We start from the raw sequence: 20,987 nt of genomic DNA, 5'->3' as shown, positions 1-20,987 counted from the left end.
CCTGCCTACCTCACCCCTGGCCCGAGGCGCTGCGGCGGAAGGGCGTGCCGCTTCGTGCAGGTGTCGAGGTGGCTAGGCGACGGTGCCGGCCGGGATGGCCTGTTCCGTCCAGATGATCTTGCCGGTCGTCGTGTAGCGGGTGCCCCAACGGCGGGCGAGCTGGGCCACGATCAGCAGGCCCCGCCCTCCCTCGTCGGTGGTCCGGGCATGGCGCAGACGTGGCGAGGTGCTGCTGGCGTCGGAGACCTCGCAGATCAGGCTGCGGTCCCGGATCAGACGGAGGCAGACCGGTCCTCTCGCATGGCGGATGGCGTTGGTGACCAGTTCGCTGACGATGAGCTCGGTGGTGAACGTCAGATTGGGTATGCCCCACTCCGTCAGCTGCTGGGCAGCGAGGGCCCGGGCGTTCGCGACGGTGGCCGGATCGCTGGGCAGATCCCAGGAGACGACCCGGTCCCGGGCCAGGGCATGGGTCCGAGCGAGAAGCAGTGCCGCATCGTCGGACGGCGGACCGACCAGCAGATCGTCGATCACCTTGCGGCCGGTCTCCTCCAAAGCCGGACGCGGTGCCGCAAGGCCATCGCTCAGTCGGGAGAGCGCGACGTCGATGTCCCGGTCGAAGGACTCGATGAGGCCGTCGGTGTAGAGCGCGATGAGGCTGCCCTCTGCCAGCTCCAGTTCGACGCACTGGAAGGGGAGGTACCCGAGGCCGAGTGGCGGTCCGGCGGGCAGGTCCAGGATGTCGGCGCCGCCGTCGGGACCGACGATCACCGGCGGGAGGTGACCTGCCCGGGCCAGCGTGCACCGCCTGCTGACCGGGTCGTAGACGGCGTACAGGCAGGTGGCTCCCATGAACGCCGTGCCCGCGTCCTCACCCTCGGCCGCCGTCGAAGCATCACTGTCGTGCGCTCCCATGAGGCCGATGACCAGGTCGTCCAGATGAGCCAGCAGTTCGTCCGGGGAGAGGTCGAGGTTGGCGAGCGTGCGTACGGCGGTGCGCAGGCGCCCCATGGTCGCCGCCGCGTTGATGCCGTGCCCGGCCACGTCCCCGACGACCAGTGCGACCCGTGCTCCGGAGAGCGGAATCACGTCGAACCAGTCGCCGCCCACACCAGTGGGGGCATCCGCCGGGAGATACCACGACGCCACCTCCAGAGCGGACCCGCCGGTCAGGTCCTGGGGCAACAGGTAACGCTGCATGGAACGGGCCGCGGTGCGCTCGCGGGTGAAGCGGCGCGCGTTGTCGATGCACACCGCGGCACGGGAGACGAGTTCCTCGGCGAGACGTACGTCGTCCTCCTCGAACGGACCCAGTCGCCGGGAACGGGCGAACGTCGCCGCGCCCAGCGTGACGCCGCGCGCCCGCACCGGAACCACCATCACCGATCGGAAGTCGTAATCGAGGAGGGAGGCACCCAGCGACTCGTCCTCGGTCACCCACGGGCTGGCGCTGTGGTCCAGGATCCGTTCCACGAGGGTCCTGCTCTCCAGCAGACAGCGGGTCACGGGCGACAAGGGCGCACGCCGGACCGACTCCCCCACCGCCAGACTCGCCTCGGGACAGCCCTCACGCACCGACTGCTGGCCCGCGCGCCGGATGACGGGTGACATCCCCACCGGCCCGGGGGCTGGCTCCTCACCCCTCATGACGGAGTCCAGCAGGTCGACGGCGACGAAGTCGGCGACGAACGGCACGGCGTTGTCGGCCAGTTCTTGTGCGGTCCGTGTCACGTCCAGGGTGCTGCCGATGCGGGCAGCAGCGTCGTTGAGCAGGGCCAGGCGTTCCTGGGCCCGCCAGCGCTCGGTAACGTCGATGACCATGTACCAGACACCCACGTTCCGGCCATGGCGGTCCTTCATCGCGAAGAAAGAGGCGGAGATCGCGCGGCCGGCATCCGGGTCCACGTGACTGGGGCCGCGGTACTCGTAGTCCATCACCGAAGCGCCGGTCTCCAGAACGTCACGCATCTTCTCCTCGAAGGCCTCTGCCTCCTGCTTCGGCAGTACTTCCGCCATCCGTCGGCCCAGCCGTCGCTCGAGGGGGATCTGGCGGTCCAGCGGCTCGTTCACCCAGACGTACCGCAGGTCCGTGTCGAGGACGGCGATGCCGACCGGTGCGTGGGTGAGGAAGGGAGTGAGCATCAGCTGGCTCACCCCGCCGCCCGGCATCCGCCAGAAGGCTCGTTTCGGGGGCCGGCCGACGAACCTGCCGAAGACCAGCGCGGCGAGCGTGGCTACCAGGACGCCCGGGACCATCTCGTAGACGCCCGACTCGAAGGGCCCGAGCAGCGGATTGATCTTCTTCCACAGCAGCACGGTGGCCGCACCCGACACGATTCCGGCCATGGCCCCGGCCCAGGTCATGCGCGGCCAGTACAGCGAGAGAATGACAACCGGCCCGAAGGCGGCTCCAAAGCCTGCCCAGGCATAGGCGACGATGCCCAGCAGCCCGCCGCCCCTGAGCGCGATCGCGAAGGCCACGAGGGTCACGACGACGACGGCGGCCCGACCGACCCACACCAGTGCCCTGTCCGAGGCACGCCGGTTGAGGAACGCGCGGTAGAAGTCTTCCGTGAGGGCGACGGACGACACGAGGAGCTGGCTGTCCGCGGTCGAGATGATCGCGGCCAGTACGGCGATCAGCATCACTCCGGCAATCCAGGAATTGAACAGGGTGCGACTCAGGGTGATGTACACCGTCTGCGGGTCGTGGAGCGGCGTGCCGGTCTGCGCGATGCCCACCAGACCGATGGCCGTGGCACCACCGAGCACGATGATGACCCACCCGGTTTCGATTCGGCGGGCTGTGGGGATGGCGCCGGTGCTGCGGACGCCCATGAAGCGGGCCAGGATGTGCGGCTGACCGAAATAGCCGAGCCCCCAGGCGAGCAGCGAGATGATCGCGACGGCCCCGAGCGACCCGCCCGCTGACCACCGTCCGTCCGTGAAGTCGACCTTGGCCCCCATGTCCAGCAGATCAGGCGTCTTGCTGTTGAGGGCATCGCGCAGCGAACCGAAGCCGCCCAGTGCCCCGATGCCGACGACGGGCAGCACAAGCAGGGCGAGGAACATCAGCGTGCCCTGCATCACGTGTGTCAGGCTCACGGCGAGAAAGCCGCCCAGGCACGAGTAGATGACAATCACCAGAGCAGTCAGGGTCACTCCGAGCCCGAACCTGACGCCGAAGATGTGCTCGAACAGCAGTCCGCCGGCCACCAGCCCACTGGCGATGTAGACAGTGAAGAACACAAGCGTGACCGCCGCCGAGACCATCCGGAGCATCCGGGTGCGGTCCTCGAACCGTTCCTCCAGATAGGCCGACAGGCTCACGGCGTTCCCGGCGCGCTCGGTATAGGTGCGCAGCCTCGGCGCAACGAGCAGCCAGTTGAGGTAGGTGCCGAGCACCAGACCGGCCGCGATCCAGCTGGCGCCCACGCCGGCCGCGTACACCGCTCCGGGAAACGCGAGGAACAGCCAGCCGGACATATCGCTGGCCCCTGCGGACAGGGCGGCAACAAACGCGCTGAGCCTGCGGCCCCCCAGAGCGAAATCGGCGAAGGTATGGGTGCGGCTATATGCCCAGACACCTGTCCCGACCATGACGGCCACATACACGAGGAACGTAGCCATGATCGGCACACTCAAGTCGAACATACTGCCCTCACCTGCGTGGCTTCTGGGCATGGGCGCCACCGTCGCACGCCTGACAGCTCGTAGCTCCTACCAGATAAATGTACAGATTTCGCTCACCGTGGACCGGGAACACCACGCGCGGGCTCACACGCTGAGGCGGCCCACGCCCAAAACCGAGAAGATGATCGCGGTGAACACGGCCACGTGGCCGCACACCAGCAGCGCGGTGCCCAGACGTGTCCCGAACAGTGCCGCGTCCTCACCAGCCAGGACGAGCCGGCCCAGCAGTGGCGGTACGACCAGGACGGTGGCGAACAGCCGACGCCCCAGCGCCCCCGTCGTACCCGCGTTCATCAGCAGTCCGGCAGGACCCCGGGCCGGCCGGGCGAGAAGGGCGGCGATGCCCAGCAGCACCAGAGCCAGGCCGGTGTACAGGGCCATGCCTTTGTAGGCGCCGAAGCGTTCCAGTTCGGGCACGGCGTACGCGAACCCGTACAGGCGCAGCATGCCCAGCGTGAGGACAGCCAGGCCCGGGACCTGACTCGTCCAGGCGGGAAGCCGGGACGAGCTCGCGCACAGGGCTGCCACCCCGCCGATCAGTAGTGCCGTGGCCGTGTTCGGGGGGTGCCATGCGTCCGGGCACCTCGGTCGCCACCCGCGCCGTGTCGTCCCTGAAGAGCAGCTCATCGACGCCCAGGCCCGCACCGGTCGCGTACTCCACGATTGTGAGCCCGCCGGTCAAGGCGGCCAGGGCTGCGGCCGCACGGGCTGCGGTGATCATCCATCGCGTGACGCGTCTGCGACTCCCTACCGGTGCTCGGGGTTCTCGTAGTCGCGGCGGCAGCCGGCGTCCCAGGCGGTGCGCTGGTTGCCGTAGGCGGGGATGCCACCGAGGTCCTTCAGTGCCCGGGCCAGGTGCAGCAGGTTCCAGGTCATGAAGGTGGTGTTGCGGTTGGTGAAGTCGTTCTCCGGGCCGCCCGAGCCGGGATCGAGGTAGGAGGGGCCGGGGCCTGCCTCGCCGATCCATCCGGCGTCCGCCTGGGGAGGGATGGTGTACCCCAGGTGCTGCAGGCTGTAGAGGACGTTCATGGCGCAGTGCTTGACGCCGTCCTCATTGCCGGTGACAAGGCAGCCACCTACGCGACCGTAATAGGCGTACTGGCCGGCTTCGTTGAGCAGGCTGGAGCAGGCGTAGAGGCGTTCGATCACCTGCTTCATCACGGAGCTGTTGTCGCCCAGCCAGATGGGGCCGGCCAGGACGAGGATGTCGGCCGCCTGGACCTGCTGGTACAGGTCCGGCCAGGCGTCCGTCTCCCAGCCATGTTCTGTCATGTCGGGCCACACACCGGTGGCGATGTCGTGATCCACGGCCCGGACGACATCGACGCGTACTCCCTGCGCGTCCAGGATGGCGGTGCTCCGGTCGATCAGCCCCTGAGTGTTGCTCGTTTCCGGCGAGCGCTTGAGGGTGCAGTTGATCACCAGGGCCCGTAGGTCGTCGTACCGGGCCGGCGGTGCGTCGGTGGTGGGCGACGAAGCGGTCACACGGTCCTCCCAGAACCTCTGCGCAGCACGATGCTCGGCGGCGCGCGTCCACATCCGGCTCCAGCGTGCGGGACGCCCACGGCAGCCGCCACCACAGCACCGCCGAACGGCCTCGGCATGCTTGAGGCATCGGTGACCGCACGGCTGCCTCGGTCGGCGGCAAATGAGTGGCCGGGGCCGGCGGGCGTGCCTACGTTCGCCTCATGGGTACCGAAGGCGCGAGCGAGTCGCGGGACACAGCAGCAGTGGAGGACGTCGCACACCTGTTGGTGCGCTGTCTGCGAGCCGAGGGCGTGGAGTACGTCTTCGGGATTCCGGGCGAGGAGAACATCCGCTTCGTGGACGCGCTGAACGGCTCCGGGATCCGGTACGTCCTGGTGCGCCACGAGCAGGCCGCCTCGTTCATGGCTGAGATCTACGGGCGGCTCACTGGCCGGGCCGGGGTGTGCTCGGCGACTCTGGGACCTGGCGCGATCAATCTGCTTCTGGGCACCGCGGACGCCATGACCAACAGTTCCCCGATGGTGGCTCTGGCCGCCCAGGGCTCGCTGCGTCGCATCCACAAGGAGTCCCACCAGGTCATCGACCTGGTGTCGATGTTCGCTCCCGTCACCCAGTGGGCGGCCCGCATCGAGTGTCCGGACGCGGTGCCGGAGATGACGCGCAAGGCGTTCAAGACCGCGCAGAGCGAGCGCCCCGGAGCTGTGTTCCTGGCAGTGCCGGAGGACATCGAAGCGGAGCGTCCCGCCGAGCCGCTGGCACCCTTGCAGATCGACGCGGTGCACACTGATGCACCCGCGCCCTCCCAGATTGCACGTGCAGTGGAGGTGCTCACCGCTGCCCGGCACCCTGTGGTGCTGGCAGGCCACGGCGCTGCCAGAGCCGGCGCCTCGGCTGCTCTCGTGCGGTTCGCCGAGCAGCTGAACATCCCTGTGGCGACCACTTTCCACGGCAAGGGCGTCTTCCCCGACGACCATCCCAACGCCCTCGGCGCGGTCGGCTTCATGCGCCACGACTACAGCAACTTCGGCTTCGATACGGCCGACGTGCTGATCTGCGTGGGCTACGAAATCCAGGAGTTCGACCCGGTCAAGATCAACCCGAGCGGTGACAAGCGGATCGTGCACGTGCACCGCTTCCCCGCCGAAGTGGACGCCCACTACCCGGTCGACGTGGGCGTCGAAGGCGACCCCTCACAGGCGCTGGACGCACTGATGGCAGCACTGCCCGACGGACTCACCTACGACTTCGGAAGCAGCGAGAAGATCCGGACGCTGCTCGACGAAGAGCTCCAGTACGGGCGCGACAACGAGTCCTTTCCGCTGGTGCCTCAGCGCGTCGTCGCCGATGTGCGCACCGCGCTGGACCGCCACGACATCGTGCTGGCGGACACCGGCGCTGGAAAGATGTGGATGGCCCGTCTCTACCCGACCTACGAACCGGACACCTGCCTGGTCTCCAACGGCCTGTCGACCATGGGGTTTGCGCTGCCGGGCGCGATCGCCGCGAAGCTGGCACGGCCGGACCGACGGGTCCTGGCGATGATGGGCGATGGCTCGTTCTTGATGAACTCCCAGGAACTGGAGACCGCCGTCCGCGAACACATTCCGCTGGTCGTCCTCGTCCTGGTGGACCAGGAATATGGCCTGATCACCTGGAAGATGGAACTCGAGATCGGCCGTCACAGCCACACCCGGTTCACCAACCCGGACCTGGTCGCCTACGCCGAAAGCTTCGGCGCTCGCGGCTACGCGATCGAAGCCGCCGACCAACTCCTGCCCGTGCTGCGCCGCGCCCTTGCCGACGACACGGTCTCCGTGATCGCCTGTCCGGTCGACTACTCCGAGAACCTGCGGCTGACCGACAGACTGGGCAGTCTGCACGGCCCGTTCTGACCAGCCAGCACAGGACTTGGCCAAGTGTGGATCGAGAGTGCCACTCGGTGCGCACCCCTCGACGGCGGACCACCACGCGTCGCACCACCGCCCGCGCCCGACGGTCGGCCCCGTCCGCTGCGCACCTCGACCGTGTGCGCCGGTAAGCGAAGAAGGCCCAACAGGAGAGGGAGCGCGATCGCGCAATTGCGAGCTGAGGCCACAGCTGCCCCAGGGCTCACGCCTAGGAGGCAGTGGTCGCGGAAAGGCCGGGAGTGGACTGCGGTCTGCCCGCCGTCGGAAGGCTGAGAACCATGGTGAGACCGCCACCCGGGGTGTCCTCAGCGTGCAAGGTGCCGCCCATCGCGTCGGCGAAGCCGCGGGCGACGGCGAGGCCGAGACCGACCCCGTTGCCGCTCGGGGAGTCGCCGTAGCGCTGGAAGGGTTCGAAGATGTGCTCCTTGGCCTCGTCCGGGACACCGGGGCCGCGGTCGACGACCCGGACTTCGACTCGGTCGCCCAGGGCGCTGGCGGACACGAAGACCGCCTCTTCGGCGGGGCCGTATTTCACCGCGTTCTCGACGACGTTGGCGACCACCCGCTCCAGCAGGCCCTTGTCCACGGAGACCATGGGCAGTGTCTCGGGGATGTCGAGCTCCACGCTGTCCTCTGGCACGCCTGCGAGGGACATGGGGACGACCTCGTCGAGGTCGATGTCCCGGATCAGCGGCGCGATTGTGCCGGTCTGCACCCTGGACATGTCCAGCAGGTTGCCGATGAGGTGGTCGAGGCGGTCGCAGCCGTTCTCGATTCCGGCGAGGAGTTCGGCCTGGTCCGCCTCCGACCAGGCCACGTCCTCCGCGCGCAAGGAGGTGACGGCCGCCTTGATGCCCGCGAGGGGGGTGCGCAGGTCGTGGCTGACGGCGGCGAGCAGCGCGGTACGCATCCGGTTGCCCTCGGCGAGCACCTTGGCCTGGTCGGCCTTCTCCTGGAGGCGCTGGCGGTCGAGGACGACGGCTGCCTGGGCGGCGAAGGCGGCCAGCACACGGCGGTCCTCGGCGGGCAGTACGCGGCCGGAGAGAGCGAGCGCCATGTGGTCGCCGACCGGTACGTCGACGTCGGCGTTCTCGGGGCGCTGAGTCGACGAGTTCGGGCCCACGCAGCCTGCGACGGTCCAGGGCGCGGCGTCGTTGTAGCGCTCCAGGAGCGCTACGGATTCCATGGCGAAGGTTTCGCGGACCCGCTCCAGCAGCGCATCGAGGCTGGTCTCGCCGCGCAGCACGCTGCCGGCGAGGAAGGAGAGGATCTCCGATTCGGCGCGTAGCCGGGCGGCCTGGTGGGTGCGGCGTGCGGCCAGGTCGACGACGGAGGCCACCGCCACGGCCACCGCCACGAAGATCACCAAGGCGAGGATGTTCTTGGGGTCGGCGATGGTGATGCGATGCACCGGTGGCGTGAAGTACCAGTTCAGCAGCATGGACCCGAATGCCGCCGAGGCGAGCGCCGGTAGCAGGCCACCGAGCAGTGCCGCCGCCACTGTCAACGTCAGGAACAGCAGCATGTCGTTCGTGAGGCCGAGGTCTGCGTTGACATGAGTCAGCAGCAGCGTCAGGAGCATCGGGCCACCGATGCCCGTGAACCAGCCCCAGATGATCCGGGAGCGCCCCAGCCGCGCGCCCCGCGCGATGGGCAGCCCACGGCCTTTGCCCGCCTCGTCGTGGGTGATCAGGTGGACGTCGAGGTCGGGGCCGGAGTCGCGGGCGACGGTCGCGCCGACGCCCGGCCCGAAGACGTACTGCCAGCTCTTGCGCCGGGAGACGCCCAGCACGATCTGGGTCGCGTTCACTCCGCGTGCGAAGTCCAGCAGCGCGGCGGGGACGTCGTCGCCGACGACCTGGTGGAAGGTGCCGCCCAGGTCCTCGACGAGGGTGCGCTGGACGGCGAGTTCCTTCGGTGAGGCGGAGGTCAGGCCGTCGCTGCGGGAGATGTAGACGGCGAGCACCTCGCCGCCGGCACCCTTCTCCGCCAGCCGTGCCGCCCGGCGGATCAGCGTCCGCCCCTCGGGGCCTCCCGTCAGGCCGACCACGATCCGCTCCCGCGAACCCCAGATCGTCGACACGCGGTGGTCGCTGCGGTACTGGTTCAGGTACTCGTCGACCCGGTCGGCCACCCACAGCAGCGCCAGCTCGCGCAGCGCCGTCAGATTGCCGGGGCGGAAGTAGTTGGAGAGGGCCGCGTCAACCTTGTCCGGCTTGTAGACGTTGCCGTGCGCCATGCGGCGGCGCAGGGCCTCGGGTGACATGTCGACCAGCTCTATTTGGTCCGCGCGGCGTACGACCTCGTCGGGGACGGTCTCCTGCTGGCGTATCCCGGTGATCGACTCGACGACGTCGCCGAGCGACTCCAGGTGCTGGATGTTGACGGTCGAGATCACGTCGATGCCGGCGGCGAGCAGTTCCTCCACGTCCTGCCAGCGCTTGGTGTTGCGGGAGCCGGGGATGTTCGTGTGGGCGAGCTCGTCCACCAGGGCAACCTGCGGGCGCCGCGCCAGGACGGCATCGACGTCCATCTCGGTGAAGACGGCATCGCGATACTGCAGCTTCTTGCGCGGGATCTGTTCCAGGCCGTGCAGCATGACCTCGGTGCGCGGCCGGTCGTGATGCTCCACGAACGCGACCACACAGTCGGTGCCCCGCTCCACACGCCGGTGTGCTTCGGAGAGCATCGCGTAGGTCTTGCCGACGCCCGGTGCCGCGCCGAGGTAGATCCGGAGCTTGCCGCGTGCCATGTCTCTCGTCTCTTCGTCTCTACGGTCATGCCTCGAAGCGGTAGCCCATGCCGGGCTCGGTGATCAGATAGCGGGGATGGGCGGGGTCCGCTTCCAGTTTGCGGCGCAGTTGGGCCATGTAAACCCGCAGGTAGTTGGTCTTGTTGCTCTGCGTGACGCCCCAGACCTCCTGCAACAGGTGCTTCTGCGTGATGAGGCGGCCCGGATTGGTGACCAGGATCTCCAGCAGATGCCATTCGGTGGGAGTGAGCCGTACGTCCCTGCCACCCCTCGTCGCCTTCTTCGCCAGGAGGTCGATGCTGAAGTCGTCGGTCTTGACCAGGGTCGTCTCGGGGAGGAGCGGAGCCTCCTCGTTGCGGCGGACGGAGGCCCGCAGCCTGGCCAGCAGCTCGTCCATGCTGACCGGCTTGGTGATGTAGTCGTCCGCGCCCGCGTCGAGCGCTGCGACCTTCTCGTCCGAGGCGCGGCGGGCGGACAGCACCAGGATGGGAACGCGGGTCCAGCCGCGCAGGGCCCTGATCACGTCCACGCCGTCCATGTCCGGCAGGCCGAGATCCAGTATCACCACGTCGGGCTGGCGGGCAGCGGCCAGGCGGAGGGCGGTGGCGCCGTCGGGCGCCGCGTCGACTCCGTACTGCCTGGCCTGCATGTTGATCACGAGGGCCCGTACGAGCTGCGGGTCATCCTCCACCACCAGCACCCGGGTCATCGGTGTGCGGCCTTCCTCTTGTCGGTGGGGTCAGTGCTGTAGGGACGGCGGCGGGAGCCGGCGAGCCGGGGGTTCCCGGTCCGCCGGCTCCCAGCCGTCCGTGTCCATAAGGCCATTACTTCTGGGTCAGTTCCTTGAGGGCGATGTTGAGCTCCAGGACGTTGACGTGCGGTTCGCCCATGAAGCCGAGGCTGCGGCCGTCGGTGTGGTCCTTCACCAGCTTCTGGACCTGCGCGACGGACACCCCGTTCGCCTTGGCCACACGGTTGACCTGGATGTCCGCGTAAGCCGGGGAGATGTCCGGGTCGATCGCGGAGGCCGAACCGGTGACCGCGTCCTTGGGCACCTCGGACTGGGGTACGCCGTTGAAGTCGGCGACCTGCTTCTTGGCGGCCTCGACCATCTTGACCAGCTTGGGGTTGCTGGCGCTGAGCTGGTTGGAGCCGGTGGTCAGTGGGTCGTAGTTGCTGTTGGACGGGCGGCCCTGGAACCACTTCGGGTCCGGCTTGTCGGTGCCCTTGATGTTCCAGCTCTGGCCGATCAGCTTGGAGCCGATCTCCTTGCCGTCGACCGTGACGATCGAGCCGCTGGCCTTGTTGTGGAACAGGACCTGCCCGATGCCGGTAACGGCGAGGGGGTAGATGACGCCGGTGACGACGGTGAGGACGAGCAGCATGCGCAGGGCAGCCCACGTCATACGGCCGAGGTTCGCAAGGGAGGTGTTCATGTCCTTCACCCGATCCCGGGGATGAGCGAGATGAGCAGGTCGATGAGCTTGATGCCGATGAACGGGGCGATCAGTCCGCCCAGGCCGTAGATCGTGAGGTTGCGCCGCAGCATCCGGTCCGCGCTCACCGGCCTGTACTGCACGCCCTTCAGGGACAGCGGCACCAGCGCGATGATGATGAGCGCGTTGAAGATGACCGCGGACAGGATCGCGGAGTCGGGCGAGGACAGGTCCATGATGTTGAGCTTGTCCAGGCCCGGGTAGACCGCCGCGAACAGCGCCGGGATGATCGCGAAGTACTTCGCGACGTCGTTGGCGATGGAGAACGTGGTCAACGCGCCCCGGGTGATGAGGAGTTGCTTGCCGATCTCGACGATCTCGATGAGCTTGGTCGGGTTGGAGTCGAGGTCGACCATGTTGCCGGCCTCCTTGGCGGCCGACGTACCCGTGTTCATCGCCACGCCGACGTCCGCCTGCGCCAGCGCCGGGGCGTCGTTCGTACCGTCACCGGTCATCGCGACCAGCTTGCCGCCCGCCTGCTCCCGCTTGATGAGGGCCATCTTGTCCTCGGGAGTGGCCTCCGCGAGGAAGTCGTCGACGCCCGCCTCCTCGGCGATCGCCCTGGCGGTCAGCGGGTTGTCACCCGTGATCATGACGGTCTTGATGCCCATGCGGCGCAGCTCGTCGAACCGCTCCCGCATGCCGTCCTTGACGACGTCCTTGAGATGGATGACGCCCAGGATCCGGGCGCCTTCGACGTCGTCGACCGCGACGAGCAGCGGGGTGCCGCCGACCTCGGAGATGCGGTTGGCGACGGTGTCCGCGTCCTCGGCGACCGTGCCGCCCTGCTCCTTGACCCAGGCGATGACCGAACCGGCCGCGCCCTTGCGGATCTTCTTGCCGTCGACGTCCACGCCCGACATCCGGGTCTGGGCGGTGAAGGCGATCCACTCGGCGTGCGCCAGCTCGCCCTGGTGGCGCTCGCGCAGGCCGTACTTCTCCTTCGCCAGGACGACGATGGAGCGGCCCTCGGGCGTCTCGTCGGCCAGCGAGGAGAGCTGGGCGGCGTCGGCGACCTCGGCCTCCGTGGTGCCGCGCACCGGCACGAACTCGGACGCCTGCCGGTTGCCCAGCGTGATGGTGCCGGTCTTGTCGAGCAGCAGCGTGGAGACGTCACCGGCGGCCTCGACCGCACGCCCCGACATGGCCAGCACGTTGCGCTGGACGAGGCGGTCCATGCCCGCGATACCGATCGCGGAGAGCAGCGCGCCGATCGTGGTCGGGATGAGGCAGACCAGAAGCGCGACCAGTACGACCATGCCGAGCTTCGAGCCCGCGTAGTCGGCGAACGGGGGCAGGGTCGCCACCGCGAGCAGGAAGACGATCGTCAGCGACGCCAGCAGGATGTTCAGCGCGATCTCGTTCGGCGTCTTCTGCCGGGCCGCGCCCTCGACGAGGCTGATCATCCGGTCGATGAAGGTCTCGCCCGGCTTCGTCGTGATCTTGATGACGATGCGGTCCGACAGGACCTTCGTACCGCCGGTTACCGCGGACCGGTCACCGCCGGACTCACGGATGACCGGGGCCGACTCACCCGTGATCGCCGACTCGTCCACGGACGCGACACCCTCGACGACGTCACCGTCACCGGGGATGATGTCGCCCGCCTCGCAGACGACCAGGTCACCGATGGTCAGCGCGGTGCCCGGGACCTGCTCCTCGGAGCCGTCCTTGAGGAGGCGGCGTGCGACGGTGTCGGTCTTGGCCTTGCGCAGGGTGTCGGCCTGCGCCTTGCCCCGACCCTCGGCCACGGCCTCCGCCAGGTTGGCGAAGATCACCGTCAGCCACAGCCAGGCGCTGATCGTCCAGCCGAACCAGTTGGTCGGGTCCTTGAAGGAGAAGACCGTCGTCAGAACAGAGCCGACGAGGACCACGAACATCACGGGCGACTTGACCATCACCCGCGGGTCGAGCTTGCGGAAGGCGTCCGGCAGCGACTTGACCAGCTGCTTGGGGTCGAACAGGCCGCCGCCGACACGGCCCTCTGAGGCCTTGTGCCCGGTCGGCGCGTCCTGGTGGGGCGCGAGGGTGGGAGTGGACATGGAGTGCTGCTTCTTTGTCTCTGTCTTGGAGGTGTCGGTGGTCATCACGCCAACCCTTCGGCCAGCGGGCCCAGAGCGAGGGCCGGGAAGAACGTCAGACCGGTGATGATCAGGATCGCCCCCACCAGCAGGCCGGTGAACAGCGGCTTCTCGGTGCGCAGGGTGCCCGCCGTGACCGGGATGGGCTTCTGCTCGGCGAGCGAGCCGGCCAGTGCGAGCACAAACACCATCGGCAGGAAGCGGCCCAGCAGCATGCACAGGCCCAGCATGGTGTTGTGGTACTCGGTGTTGGCCGCGAACCCGGCGAACGCGGAGCCGTTGTTGTTCGACGCGGACGTGTACGCGTACAGGACCTCGGAGAAGCCGTGTGCGCCGGTGTTCGTCATCGACGACTCGCCCTTGCCCAGGGCCATCGCCAGCGCGGCACCGATCAGGACCAGGGCGGGGGTGATGAGGATGTAGCAGGCCGCCAGCTTGATCTCGCGCGAGCCGATCTTCTTGCCCAGGTACTCGGGCGTACGGCCGACCATCAGACCGGCGATGAACACCGCGATGATCGCCATGATCAGCATGCCGTACAGGCCGGAGCCGGTACCACCGGGCGCGATCTCGCCCAGCATCATGCCCAGCAGCAGCACACCGCCGGACAGCCCGCCGAAGGAGTCGTGGAAGGAGTCCACCGAACCGGTCGACGTCATCGTGGTCGACACGGCGAACGCCGACGAGTTGCCCTCGCCGAACCGCTGCTCCTTGCCCTCCATCGCGCCGCCCGCCAGCTGCGAGGCCGTGCCCGGGTGGGCGTACTCCAGCCAGGTCACGGCGACCACGCCGAGGAACCAGATGATGCCCATCGCGGCGACGATCGCGTAGCCCTGCTTCACACTGCCGACCATCTTGCCGAAGGTGCGCGGCAGCGAGAACGGGATCACCAGGAGCAGGAAGATCTCCAGCCAGTTGGTGAAGCCGTTGGGGTTCTCGAACGGGTGGGCGGAGTTGGCGTTGAAGAATCCGCCGCCGTTGGTGCCGAGGTCCTTGATGGCTTCCTGGGAGGCGACCGCGCCGGGGCTGATGGCCTGCTTCTGACCGGTGAGCGTGGTGATGTGGTGGATGTCGCCGAAGTTCTGGATGGCACCGCAGGCGATCAGGACCACGGCCGCGACCACGGAGAGCGGGATCAGGATCCGGACGATGCAGCGCACCAGGTCGGCCCAGAAGTTGCCCAGGTCGCCGGTGCGGGACCGGGCGAAGCCACGCACCAGCGCAACCGCGACCGCGATACCGACGGCCGCCGACACGAAGTTCTGCACAGCCAGGCCCATGGTCTGGGTGACGTGGCTCATCGCCACCTCGCCCGAGTACGACTGCCAGTTCGTGTTCGACACGAACGACGCGGCCGTGTTGAACGCCTGGTCCGGGGTGATCGCCTTGAAGCCGAGCAACAGCGGCAGTTTGTCCTGCACCCGCTGTAGCAGGTAGAGGAACAGCACGCTCACCGCGGAGAAGACCAGCATGCCGCGCAAGTAGGCGGGCCAGCGCATCTCCGCGTCCGGGTCGGCGCCCACCGAGCGGTAGATCCACCGCTCGACCCGCAGGTGCTTCTTGGACTGGAAGACGGCGGCCATGTAGTCGCCGAGGGGACGGTGCACCAGCGCGAGCGCGCCGATCAGCGCGGTCACGAAGAGCACATCAGCAAATACGGGACCCATGTTGCGGCTCAGAACCTCTCCGGGAAGATCAGGGCGAGGACGAGGTAACCCAGCAGGGCGACGGCCACGACCAGGCCGACGATGTTCTCGGCGGTCACAGCTTCGCCACCCCCTTGGCGACGAGAGCAACCAGCGCGAACGCCGCGATGGTGGCGATGACGAGGGCCACGTCGGCCATCGTGAGCTCCTGGATGAGGTTCGAGTAAGAATCGGACCAGTAAAGGAAACCCGCCATCCGGCCGGTTCCAACTCTCCTTAACGGCCCTCTTACGGCGACTCCGACAGCTTTGACGCACCTCTTACGGCCGCGCGACGCCGCCCATACGGGTGATCATGAGGCGCCTGGAATCCCTGGCCTTCCCGGCCCGGACGGCGGATACGACGCGGGCATCAGGATTGGATCGCCGAGCCGTTAGTGGTGCGTTGAGAAACCGGGCGAGGCGCGTTTGTCGCCCTGTCGTCCTCGCCATGGAACGCCGCACGCACGGGCGTATGGGGGGACGGCCGATCGGCCGGTCCGGCCGACTGGCCGACAGGACCGACGGTCACCCCGAGCCGTACGGAAGCGGGATTGTCGACCGCCGGTGGGCCTCAGACCTGCGGACCGCGCTCCTGTGCGTTGGCTCCTTCCTCGGGCTGCTGTTCCTGGTGGACGCGGCGGCCGGCACGTTCACCGCGGCGCGTGCCGCCCTGTGGGGCGGACTCGCCCTGCTGCTGTTCCTCGTCCTGATGCCTCCCCGCGTCGCCGTGGGTGAGGGATGGCTGGCCGTACGAACCTTCAGGGGCACACGCCGGGTACGTACCGACCGCCTCGTCGCCGCCCGCACCACCGGTCACGAAGGGCAACGCCTCGTGCTGCGAGACGCGCTCGGCGGCCGGGTCGAGTTCGCCACACAGGTTCTGGTTGCCAACCCGGTCCTGTGGCACCGGCTCAGCACGGACGCCTGCATCTCCACCAGGGGAAGCCCCACCTCACCGTGCCTGGAGGCTCTGAGCAGCCTGTCGGAACGCATCGACCGGGAGACGGCGTGGGCGGTGTTCAAGGTATCCGGTGTGGCCGCGGAGACAGACGAAACCCCCACCCCCTGACGGGCTGCCAAGGACGTTCTCAGGCCGGCGTCCTCCCGTTCGTCAGGCCGGCCGTGTTCAAGGCGGCACCCGCCTGGTCGGCCAGCGTCACCGCCACCAGCCGGGCCTTGAGCGACGGGACCGCCCCCGGTGCCGGGTCCATCATGAACCGCCCGAAGTAGTGGCCGTTCCCGTACGCGCGCAGTTCGATCTCGCCCTCCGGCCAACCACCCGCGTCGACGTCCCAGCTCCGTCGGCCCACCGCTACCGATCCGTCCTGTTCCAGGCGCGGCGGCCGGCCCATCAGGGTGCCGTACTCGAAGCGGCACCCGCGCAACCCCAGCAGTTCGATCAGTTGGCGCCGCACGTGCTCGACCACGGCATCGGCCGAACGACTGGTGCGAGCGAGGTCGGCCGTCTCGTGGATGCGGCGAAGGTGATCGGCATCGGTGACGGTGACCACCTCAAGTCGCCTGGCATGAGCGGCCAGTTGGGAGACCATGAGGCCGACGATCAGGAGCAGGACGGCCGTTTCGATGTCGTCCGTCTGCGTCATGGTGAATCGTTGACGCGCCCCTGACGCCTGCTCAGGTTCCCTTGACGGGGGTTTGACGCCGACCGCGATCCGTCGGCCGTCGATCACGCGAACGCGAAGTACCGCAACCACACGTAGCCGAGCGAGATCGCCACGGTCACGGCGGTCACGACGAGGCCGTACTTGGTGAACTGCCAGAAGGAGATGGGCTGCCGGTTGCGTTCGGCGATGCCGAGGACGACGACGTTGGCGGAGGCGCCGATGGCGGTGGCGTTGCCGCCCAGGTCGGCACCGAGGGCGAGCGCCCACCACAGGACGTGGTCGCTTGCACCGCCCATGTCCCGGACGAGGTCGCTGGTGATGGGGGCCATGGTGGCGACGTAGGGGATGTTGTCGACGATGCCGGACAGCACGGCCGAGCCGCCCAGCAGGCTCAGGGAGCCGCCGAGTTCGTTGCCGCCGATCGCGTCCGCCAGTTTCTGGGAGACCTCGCTGACGACTCCGGTGTCGATGAGACCGCCGATCATGATGAACAGGCCGGCGAAGAAGGCGAGGGTGGGCCACTCCACCTCGGCCAGGACGTCGTGGGTGTCCACGTTGGAGACGGCGACGAGCAGCCCCGCGCCGAGCAGGGCGACGATGCTGGGCTCGTAGTGCAGCACCGGGTGCAGGACGAAGCCGGCCACGACCAGGGCCAGGACGAGCAATCCCTGGACGAGCAGGCGCGGGTGCTTGATGGCTTCGCCCTCCTCCAGTGCCATGATCTCGGCGGCGCGGTCCTCGTCGTAGACGAAGGACTTGCGGAACATCACCCGGCACAGGACGAGGAGGACGGCCACCAGGACGGCGGCGATCGGGGCGAGGTGGACGAGGAAGTCGTTGAAGGTCAGGCCGGCCCGGCTGGCGATGATGATGTTGGGCGGATCACCGACCAGGGTGGCGGTTCCCCCGATGTTCGAGGCCATCACCTCGGCGATGAGGAACGGCGCGGCGGGCAGCGCGAGGCGCTCGCACACCAGCAGGGTCACCGGGGCGACCAGCAGGACCGTGGTCACATTGTCGAGCAGCGCCGAGGCCACGGCCGTGATGACGACGAGCATGGCCATGACCCGGAACGGCTTCGCACGGGCGCGCTTGACCGCCCAGATGGCCAGGTACTCGAACATGCCGGTCTTCTTCAGCACGCCGACGATCATCATCATGCCCATGAGCAGGAAGATGACGTTCCAGTCGACCCCGGAGTCCTCGGAGTAGAACGCCGAGACGTCGTCGGTCGCCCCGATCGCCAGCATCAGGCCCGCGCCGCCGAGGGCCACGGCAACGCGGTGGATCTTCTCACTGATGATCAGGGCGTACGCGCCGACGAAGACGACAATCGCGGCCCAGCTGTGCCAGTCGTTCACGTTCCTCCGATTCCTCCGTGGGCCTGCAGAGCCGTGGTCTGGGGGGTCTTTGGGATGTCCGCGTCGTCGTGTCCGTCCAGGATGCCCGCCAGTTCTTCGACGTCGAAGGCGCGGGCGACGGGCACGTCCGTGGAGCTGTGGGCGATGATCGAGAAGGCGATGCAGATGGCGATCAGTGTGAACGCCTCCTCAGCCTGCGGGATGCCGGACTGCAGCACCAGCAGCCCGTACACCACCGATGCGAAGCCCTTCGGGCCGAACCAGGCGGCGACGAGCTTCTCCCTGCGGGAGATGGTGGTGCCGAGCAGGGACAGCAGCAGCGATACCGGGCGGATCAGGAAGATCGCCAGGATCACGGCGGCGTATCCGCCGAGCGACAGGTCGCCGAAGAGCCGGGGTGTGAGCAGCGCGCCGAAGACCAGTAGCGCGGCGAACTTCGCCAGCTCCGCCAGCGCCTCGCCGAGCGGCTCGAAGGATGCCTTCGCCTCCGGCGAGACGTGCGCGAGGGCCGCGCCCGCCGAGAAGGCCGCCAGGTACGGGTTGGCGTGCGTGAGGTGGCAGGTCGCGTAGAGGATGATCCCCGTCGCCAGCGGCAGCAGGGGCTGCAGCTTGGGCTCCGCGCCCAGCAGCCGGAACCGCACCAGCCCGTTGACGAACAGGGGCAGGGCGACGCCGAAGAGAAGGCCGAGCAACAGCTCCAGCGCGATCTTCCCGGGGGACGCCTCCAGGCCGGCGGCCGTCGGACCGGCCGCGGCGATCAGGATCATCACGACTGGCAGGGCGAGTCCGTCGTTGATGCCGCTTTCCACGTTCAGCAGCTGACGCAGCTTGGCCGGGACCTCACTGCGGCCCACGATCGCCGAGGCGAACACCGGGTCGGTCGGCGCAAGGACCGCGCCCACCAGGAACGACGTCGTCCAGTCCAGGCCCACCAGGAAGTGGGTCACCAGGGCCATGAAGACGAACGCGAGAGGCATGCCCAGGCCCAGGGCCCGCGCCGGGTTCCTCCAGTGGGCGCGCAGCTTCGGCAATGAGACGTGCATGCCGTCGGTGAACAGCACCGCGAAGAGAGCCAGGTCGGCCGTCACCGACACGATCTCGCTGTCCGGCGTGATGTGGATCAGCCCGAGGAAGCCGTCACTGACGAGCGCACCGCCGACCAGGAAGAGGAAGGACGTGGAGAGCACCGTCCGGGCCGCAAGGCCCGACAGCAGCACCGCCACCAGCAGCGCGACGCCGAACACCACCACCAGCACCATGGCAAACGCCCCGATCGGAAGAGAGATCTGTCCTCGACTCGCCGACCAGGCTTCCCGGCACACCGGGTGGAACCTTACCTGCCCTTGATACTTCTTTGACAGGTTCCTTATGCGCACCTCTCCGGCGTGAACATTGCCGGGGCCCGGCAATGTTCACGTCCTGGCCGGGGCCGGCTCACGCGGCGTGGGAAGGCCGTGCGGCGCCGGGTTGGTCGCAGACCTCCTCCGGGACGTGCTGCGATCCCCGCCGGAGGTCCTTGAGGTGGACCTGGGTGACGTGTCGTATCTGAGCCCCGAGGGCGGTGCGGTCTTGTTCCTGGCCTTGCGCACAGCGCGTTCGTACGGCATGCGGGTGGTCGTCACCCACGTCCCTCCCCAGGCCCACAGGACGCTGAGCCGACTGGGCCAACTGGGCCTGGAGCGAGTTTTCTCCCTCTACGAAGGAGACGGCCCGTTCGGCTCAGGAGGCGGCGAGCAGTAGTCGTTCCAGCAAGTGAGCGGCGGTGATCACGCCGATCAGCCGCACGCCGGTCTTGTCCTTGTCGACCACGGCCACCAGCGGGCTGCGGACCTGCGCCATCAGCGCGGCGACCTCCAGCGCGGTCGCGTCGGACTCGGCGACCGGCGGCGCGGGCACGCTCTTGGAGAGGCAGTCACGCACCGTACGGCCCTTGAGTGCCTGGCACAGCCGGTCGGCGTGCCGCTCGTCGACCACCGCGGCCAGCGTCGGATCCTCGATGACGTACGCCGGCACCACGGTCTTGATCATCTGGGAGGCGGGCAGGATCGCCTTCGGCGCTCCCTTCTCGTCGAGGACGAGCAGGGCAGGCAGCCTGTGTTCGGCCATCAGCCGTGCCGCCGCCATGGCGTCGGTGTCGACGCCGACGGTCTCGTACTCCACTGCCAGGTCTCGTGCCCGCACGGTCGGCTCCCGATTGTTCTGTGTCCCGTCGGAGGGAAGCGTCACGCGGCCGCGGCACCCGGGCCAGCCGTCGCGCGGGGTTCCCCTGACATTGTGATGCAATCGGGACGGGTGGCTCCGCCGACCCCGTTCGGGCTCCTGAACAGGTACGACACGACAGCCGCCGTGCCGGACGAGCACTCCGACGGATTTCGAACGTCGGAGTGCCACCGGGGACTCGCCAGCGCCTCCTGGTGTGAGACTGACCGTGCCGACGCAGCCGCTTTCCGCCGCCCGAGGACCTGCGGTGAGACACCCGCAGAGGCGCAGCAACGATGAGTAACTTGCCAGGCATACCGTGGAGTTGAGGCCGAGAAAGGTCGGATACCGCCTCCAGCTGTATCGATCACCGAGTGTGCGTGGGCTGCCGTCGCCCCGCCTCCAGGTCGGCCCCGTCGGCTGTCGCCGGCTCAGCTGGTCTTCCCACCCCAGTGCGTGTGAATCCGCTCCCACTCCATGGCCCATTGCCCCAGACGCCGCCGGTCCAGCGCCCCGCGCACCGCACGCGTGCCCACCCACACCAGACCGCCGGGTGCCCGCCGCTGCCAGCACGCCAACCGCGGTCGCCTGCAAGCGTGCCTCCGGCGGATCAGCGGGCTGCGACGCCAACTCGCCCCGCGCGTCTGTCCATATCTGCACCTGGCTCCCCGCACGGGCACCAGCCGTCACCTTGGTCC

17 protein-coding genes are annotated in these 20,987 nt (G+C 68.5%); 3 read left to right on the top strand and 14 right to left on the bottom strand.

The features are described 5' to 3' along the window. Window positions 1–72 precede the first annotated feature (72 nt). The 3 genes from putP to ACZ4EG_RS19260 all read right to left on the bottom strand — a co-directional run bounded on the left by putP (window position 73) and on the right by ACZ4EG_RS19260 (window position 5,178). Window positions 73–3,654 (bottom strand): sodium/proline symporter PutP, encoded by a 3,582-nt coding sequence (putP, locus tag ACZ4EG_RS19270; RefSeq protein ID WP_467791410.1) that lies wholly within the window; start codon window positions 3,652–3,654, stop codon window positions 73–75. Between the two features lie 123 nt (window positions 3,655–3,777). After that, on the bottom strand, window positions 3,778–4,221 hold the full coding sequence (locus ACZ4EG_RS19265) for a hypothetical protein (RefSeq protein ID WP_467791409.1): 444 nt from the start codon (window positions 4,219–4,221) through the stop codon (window positions 3,778–3,780). Between the two features lie 219 nt (window positions 4,222–4,440). Then, window positions 4,441–5,178: a flavodoxin family protein gene (locus ACZ4EG_RS19260; protein WP_467791408.1), complete on the bottom strand. Its 738-nt coding sequence runs from the start codon at window positions 5,176–5,178 to the stop codon at window positions 4,441–4,443. 203 nt (window positions 5,179–5,381) lie between these two features. Here ACZ4EG_RS19260 and ACZ4EG_RS19255 point away from each other — a divergent pair, with 203 nt between their 5' ends. After that, window positions 5,382–7,073: an acetolactate synthase large subunit gene (locus ACZ4EG_RS19255; RefSeq protein ID WP_467791407.1), complete on the top strand. Its 1,692-nt coding sequence runs from the start codon at window positions 5,382–5,384 to the stop codon at window positions 7,071–7,073. Between the two features lie 223 nt (window positions 7,074–7,296). Here ACZ4EG_RS19255 and ACZ4EG_RS19250 read toward each other — a convergent pair whose 3' ends face one another. The 7 genes from ACZ4EG_RS19250 to ACZ4EG_RS19220 all read right to left on the bottom strand — a co-directional run bounded on the left by ACZ4EG_RS19250 (window position 7,297) and on the right by ACZ4EG_RS19220 (window position 15,319). Then, window positions 7,297–9,840 carry a sensor histidine kinase gene (locus ACZ4EG_RS19250; RefSeq protein ID WP_467791406.1) on the bottom strand — a complete coding sequence of 848 codons (2,544 nt, stop codon included), beginning with the start codon at window positions 9,838–9,840 and terminating at the stop codon, window positions 7,297–7,299. Window positions 9,841–9,865: 25 nt separating this feature from the next. Then, window positions 9,866–10,549 (bottom strand): response regulator, encoded by a 684-nt coding sequence (locus ACZ4EG_RS19245; RefSeq protein ID WP_467791405.1) that lies wholly within the window; start codon window positions 10,547–10,549, stop codon window positions 9,866–9,868. Between the two features lie 115 nt (window positions 10,550–10,664). Beyond that, window positions 10,665–11,276, bottom strand: a complete 612-nt coding sequence (kdpC, locus tag ACZ4EG_RS19240) for a potassium-transporting ATPase subunit KdpC (protein ID WP_467791404.1) — start codon at window positions 11,274–11,276, stop codon at window positions 10,665–10,667. Window positions 11,277–11,281: 5 nt separating this feature from the next. Beyond that, window positions 11,282–13,423: a potassium-transporting ATPase subunit KdpB gene (gene kdpB / locus ACZ4EG_RS19235; RefSeq protein ID WP_467791403.1), complete on the bottom strand. Its 2,142-nt coding sequence runs from the start codon at window positions 13,421–13,423 to the stop codon at window positions 11,282–11,284. Further along, window positions 13,423–15,084 (bottom strand): potassium-transporting ATPase subunit KdpA, encoded by a 1,662-nt coding sequence (gene kdpA, locus ACZ4EG_RS19230; RefSeq protein ID WP_467791402.1) that lies wholly within the window; start codon window positions 15,082–15,084, stop codon window positions 13,423–13,425. The genes kdpB and kdpA overlap by 1 nt, the downstream gene beginning before the upstream one ends. An 8-nt stretch (window positions 15,085–15,092) precedes the next feature. Then, window positions 15,093–15,182, bottom strand: a complete 90-nt coding sequence (gene kdpF, locus ACZ4EG_RS19225) for a K(+)-transporting ATPase subunit F (protein WP_016434100.1) — start codon at window positions 15,180–15,182, stop codon at window positions 15,093–15,095. Further along, complete coding sequence (locus ACZ4EG_RS19220; RefSeq protein WP_467791401.1) at window positions 15,179–15,319, bottom strand: hypothetical protein; 141 nt, start codon at window positions 15,317–15,319, stop codon at window positions 15,179–15,181. The genes kdpF and ACZ4EG_RS19220 overlap by 4 nt, the downstream gene beginning before the upstream one ends. 233 nt (window positions 15,320–15,552) lie before the next feature. Between ACZ4EG_RS19220 and ACZ4EG_RS19215 the strand changes: the two genes are divergently transcribed. Beyond that, complete coding sequence (locus ACZ4EG_RS19215) at window positions 15,553–16,173, top strand: hypothetical protein (RefSeq protein ID WP_467791400.1); 621 nt, start codon at window positions 15,553–15,555, stop codon at window positions 16,171–16,173. A gap of 19 nt (window positions 16,174–16,192) precedes the next feature. Here the strand turns inward: ACZ4EG_RS19215 and ACZ4EG_RS19210 are convergent, their stop codons facing one another. The 3 genes from ACZ4EG_RS19210 to ACZ4EG_RS19200 form a co-directional block, all read right to left on the bottom strand. Further along, the gene (locus ACZ4EG_RS19210) at window positions 16,193–16,708 is read right to left on the bottom strand and encodes a hypothetical protein (protein WP_467791399.1); all 516 of its coding nucleotides are present in this window, start codon (window positions 16,706–16,708) and stop codon (window positions 16,193–16,195) included. Between the two features lie 83 nt (window positions 16,709–16,791). Further along, window positions 16,792–18,090, bottom strand: coding sequence for an ArsB/NhaD family transporter (locus tag ACZ4EG_RS19205; RefSeq protein ID WP_467791398.1), 1,299 nt, complete (start codon window positions 18,088–18,090; stop codon window positions 16,792–16,794). Beyond that, a complete protein-coding gene (locus tag ACZ4EG_RS19200; protein WP_467791397.1) occupies window positions 18,087–19,349 on the bottom strand; it encodes a cation:proton antiporter in 1,263 nt (420 codons plus the stop codon). Before ACZ4EG_RS19200 ends, ACZ4EG_RS19205 begins: the two co-directional genes overlap by 4 nt. A 184-nt stretch (window positions 19,350–19,533) precedes the next feature. Here ACZ4EG_RS19200 and ACZ4EG_RS19195 point away from each other — a divergent pair, with 184 nt between their 5' ends. Beyond that, window positions 19,534–19,830 (top strand): STAS domain-containing protein, encoded by a 297-nt coding sequence (locus ACZ4EG_RS19195; protein ID WP_467791396.1) that lies wholly within the window; start codon window positions 19,534–19,536, stop codon window positions 19,828–19,830. Here the strand turns inward: ACZ4EG_RS19195 and ACZ4EG_RS19190 are convergent. Continuing rightward, a complete protein-coding gene (locus tag ACZ4EG_RS19190; RefSeq protein WP_390712642.1) occupies window positions 19,810–20,271 on the bottom strand; it encodes a CBS domain-containing protein in 462 nt (153 codons plus the stop codon). The genes ACZ4EG_RS19195 and ACZ4EG_RS19190 overlap by 21 nt on opposite strands. Window positions 20,272–20,987 lie beyond the last annotated feature (716 nt).

The sequence above is a fragment of the Streptomyces sp. NPDC025638 genome, assembly GCF_055558775.1.
The sequence above is the reverse complement of the archived record's forward strand: the minus strand, read 5'-3'. Positions and strand labels throughout refer to the sequence as shown.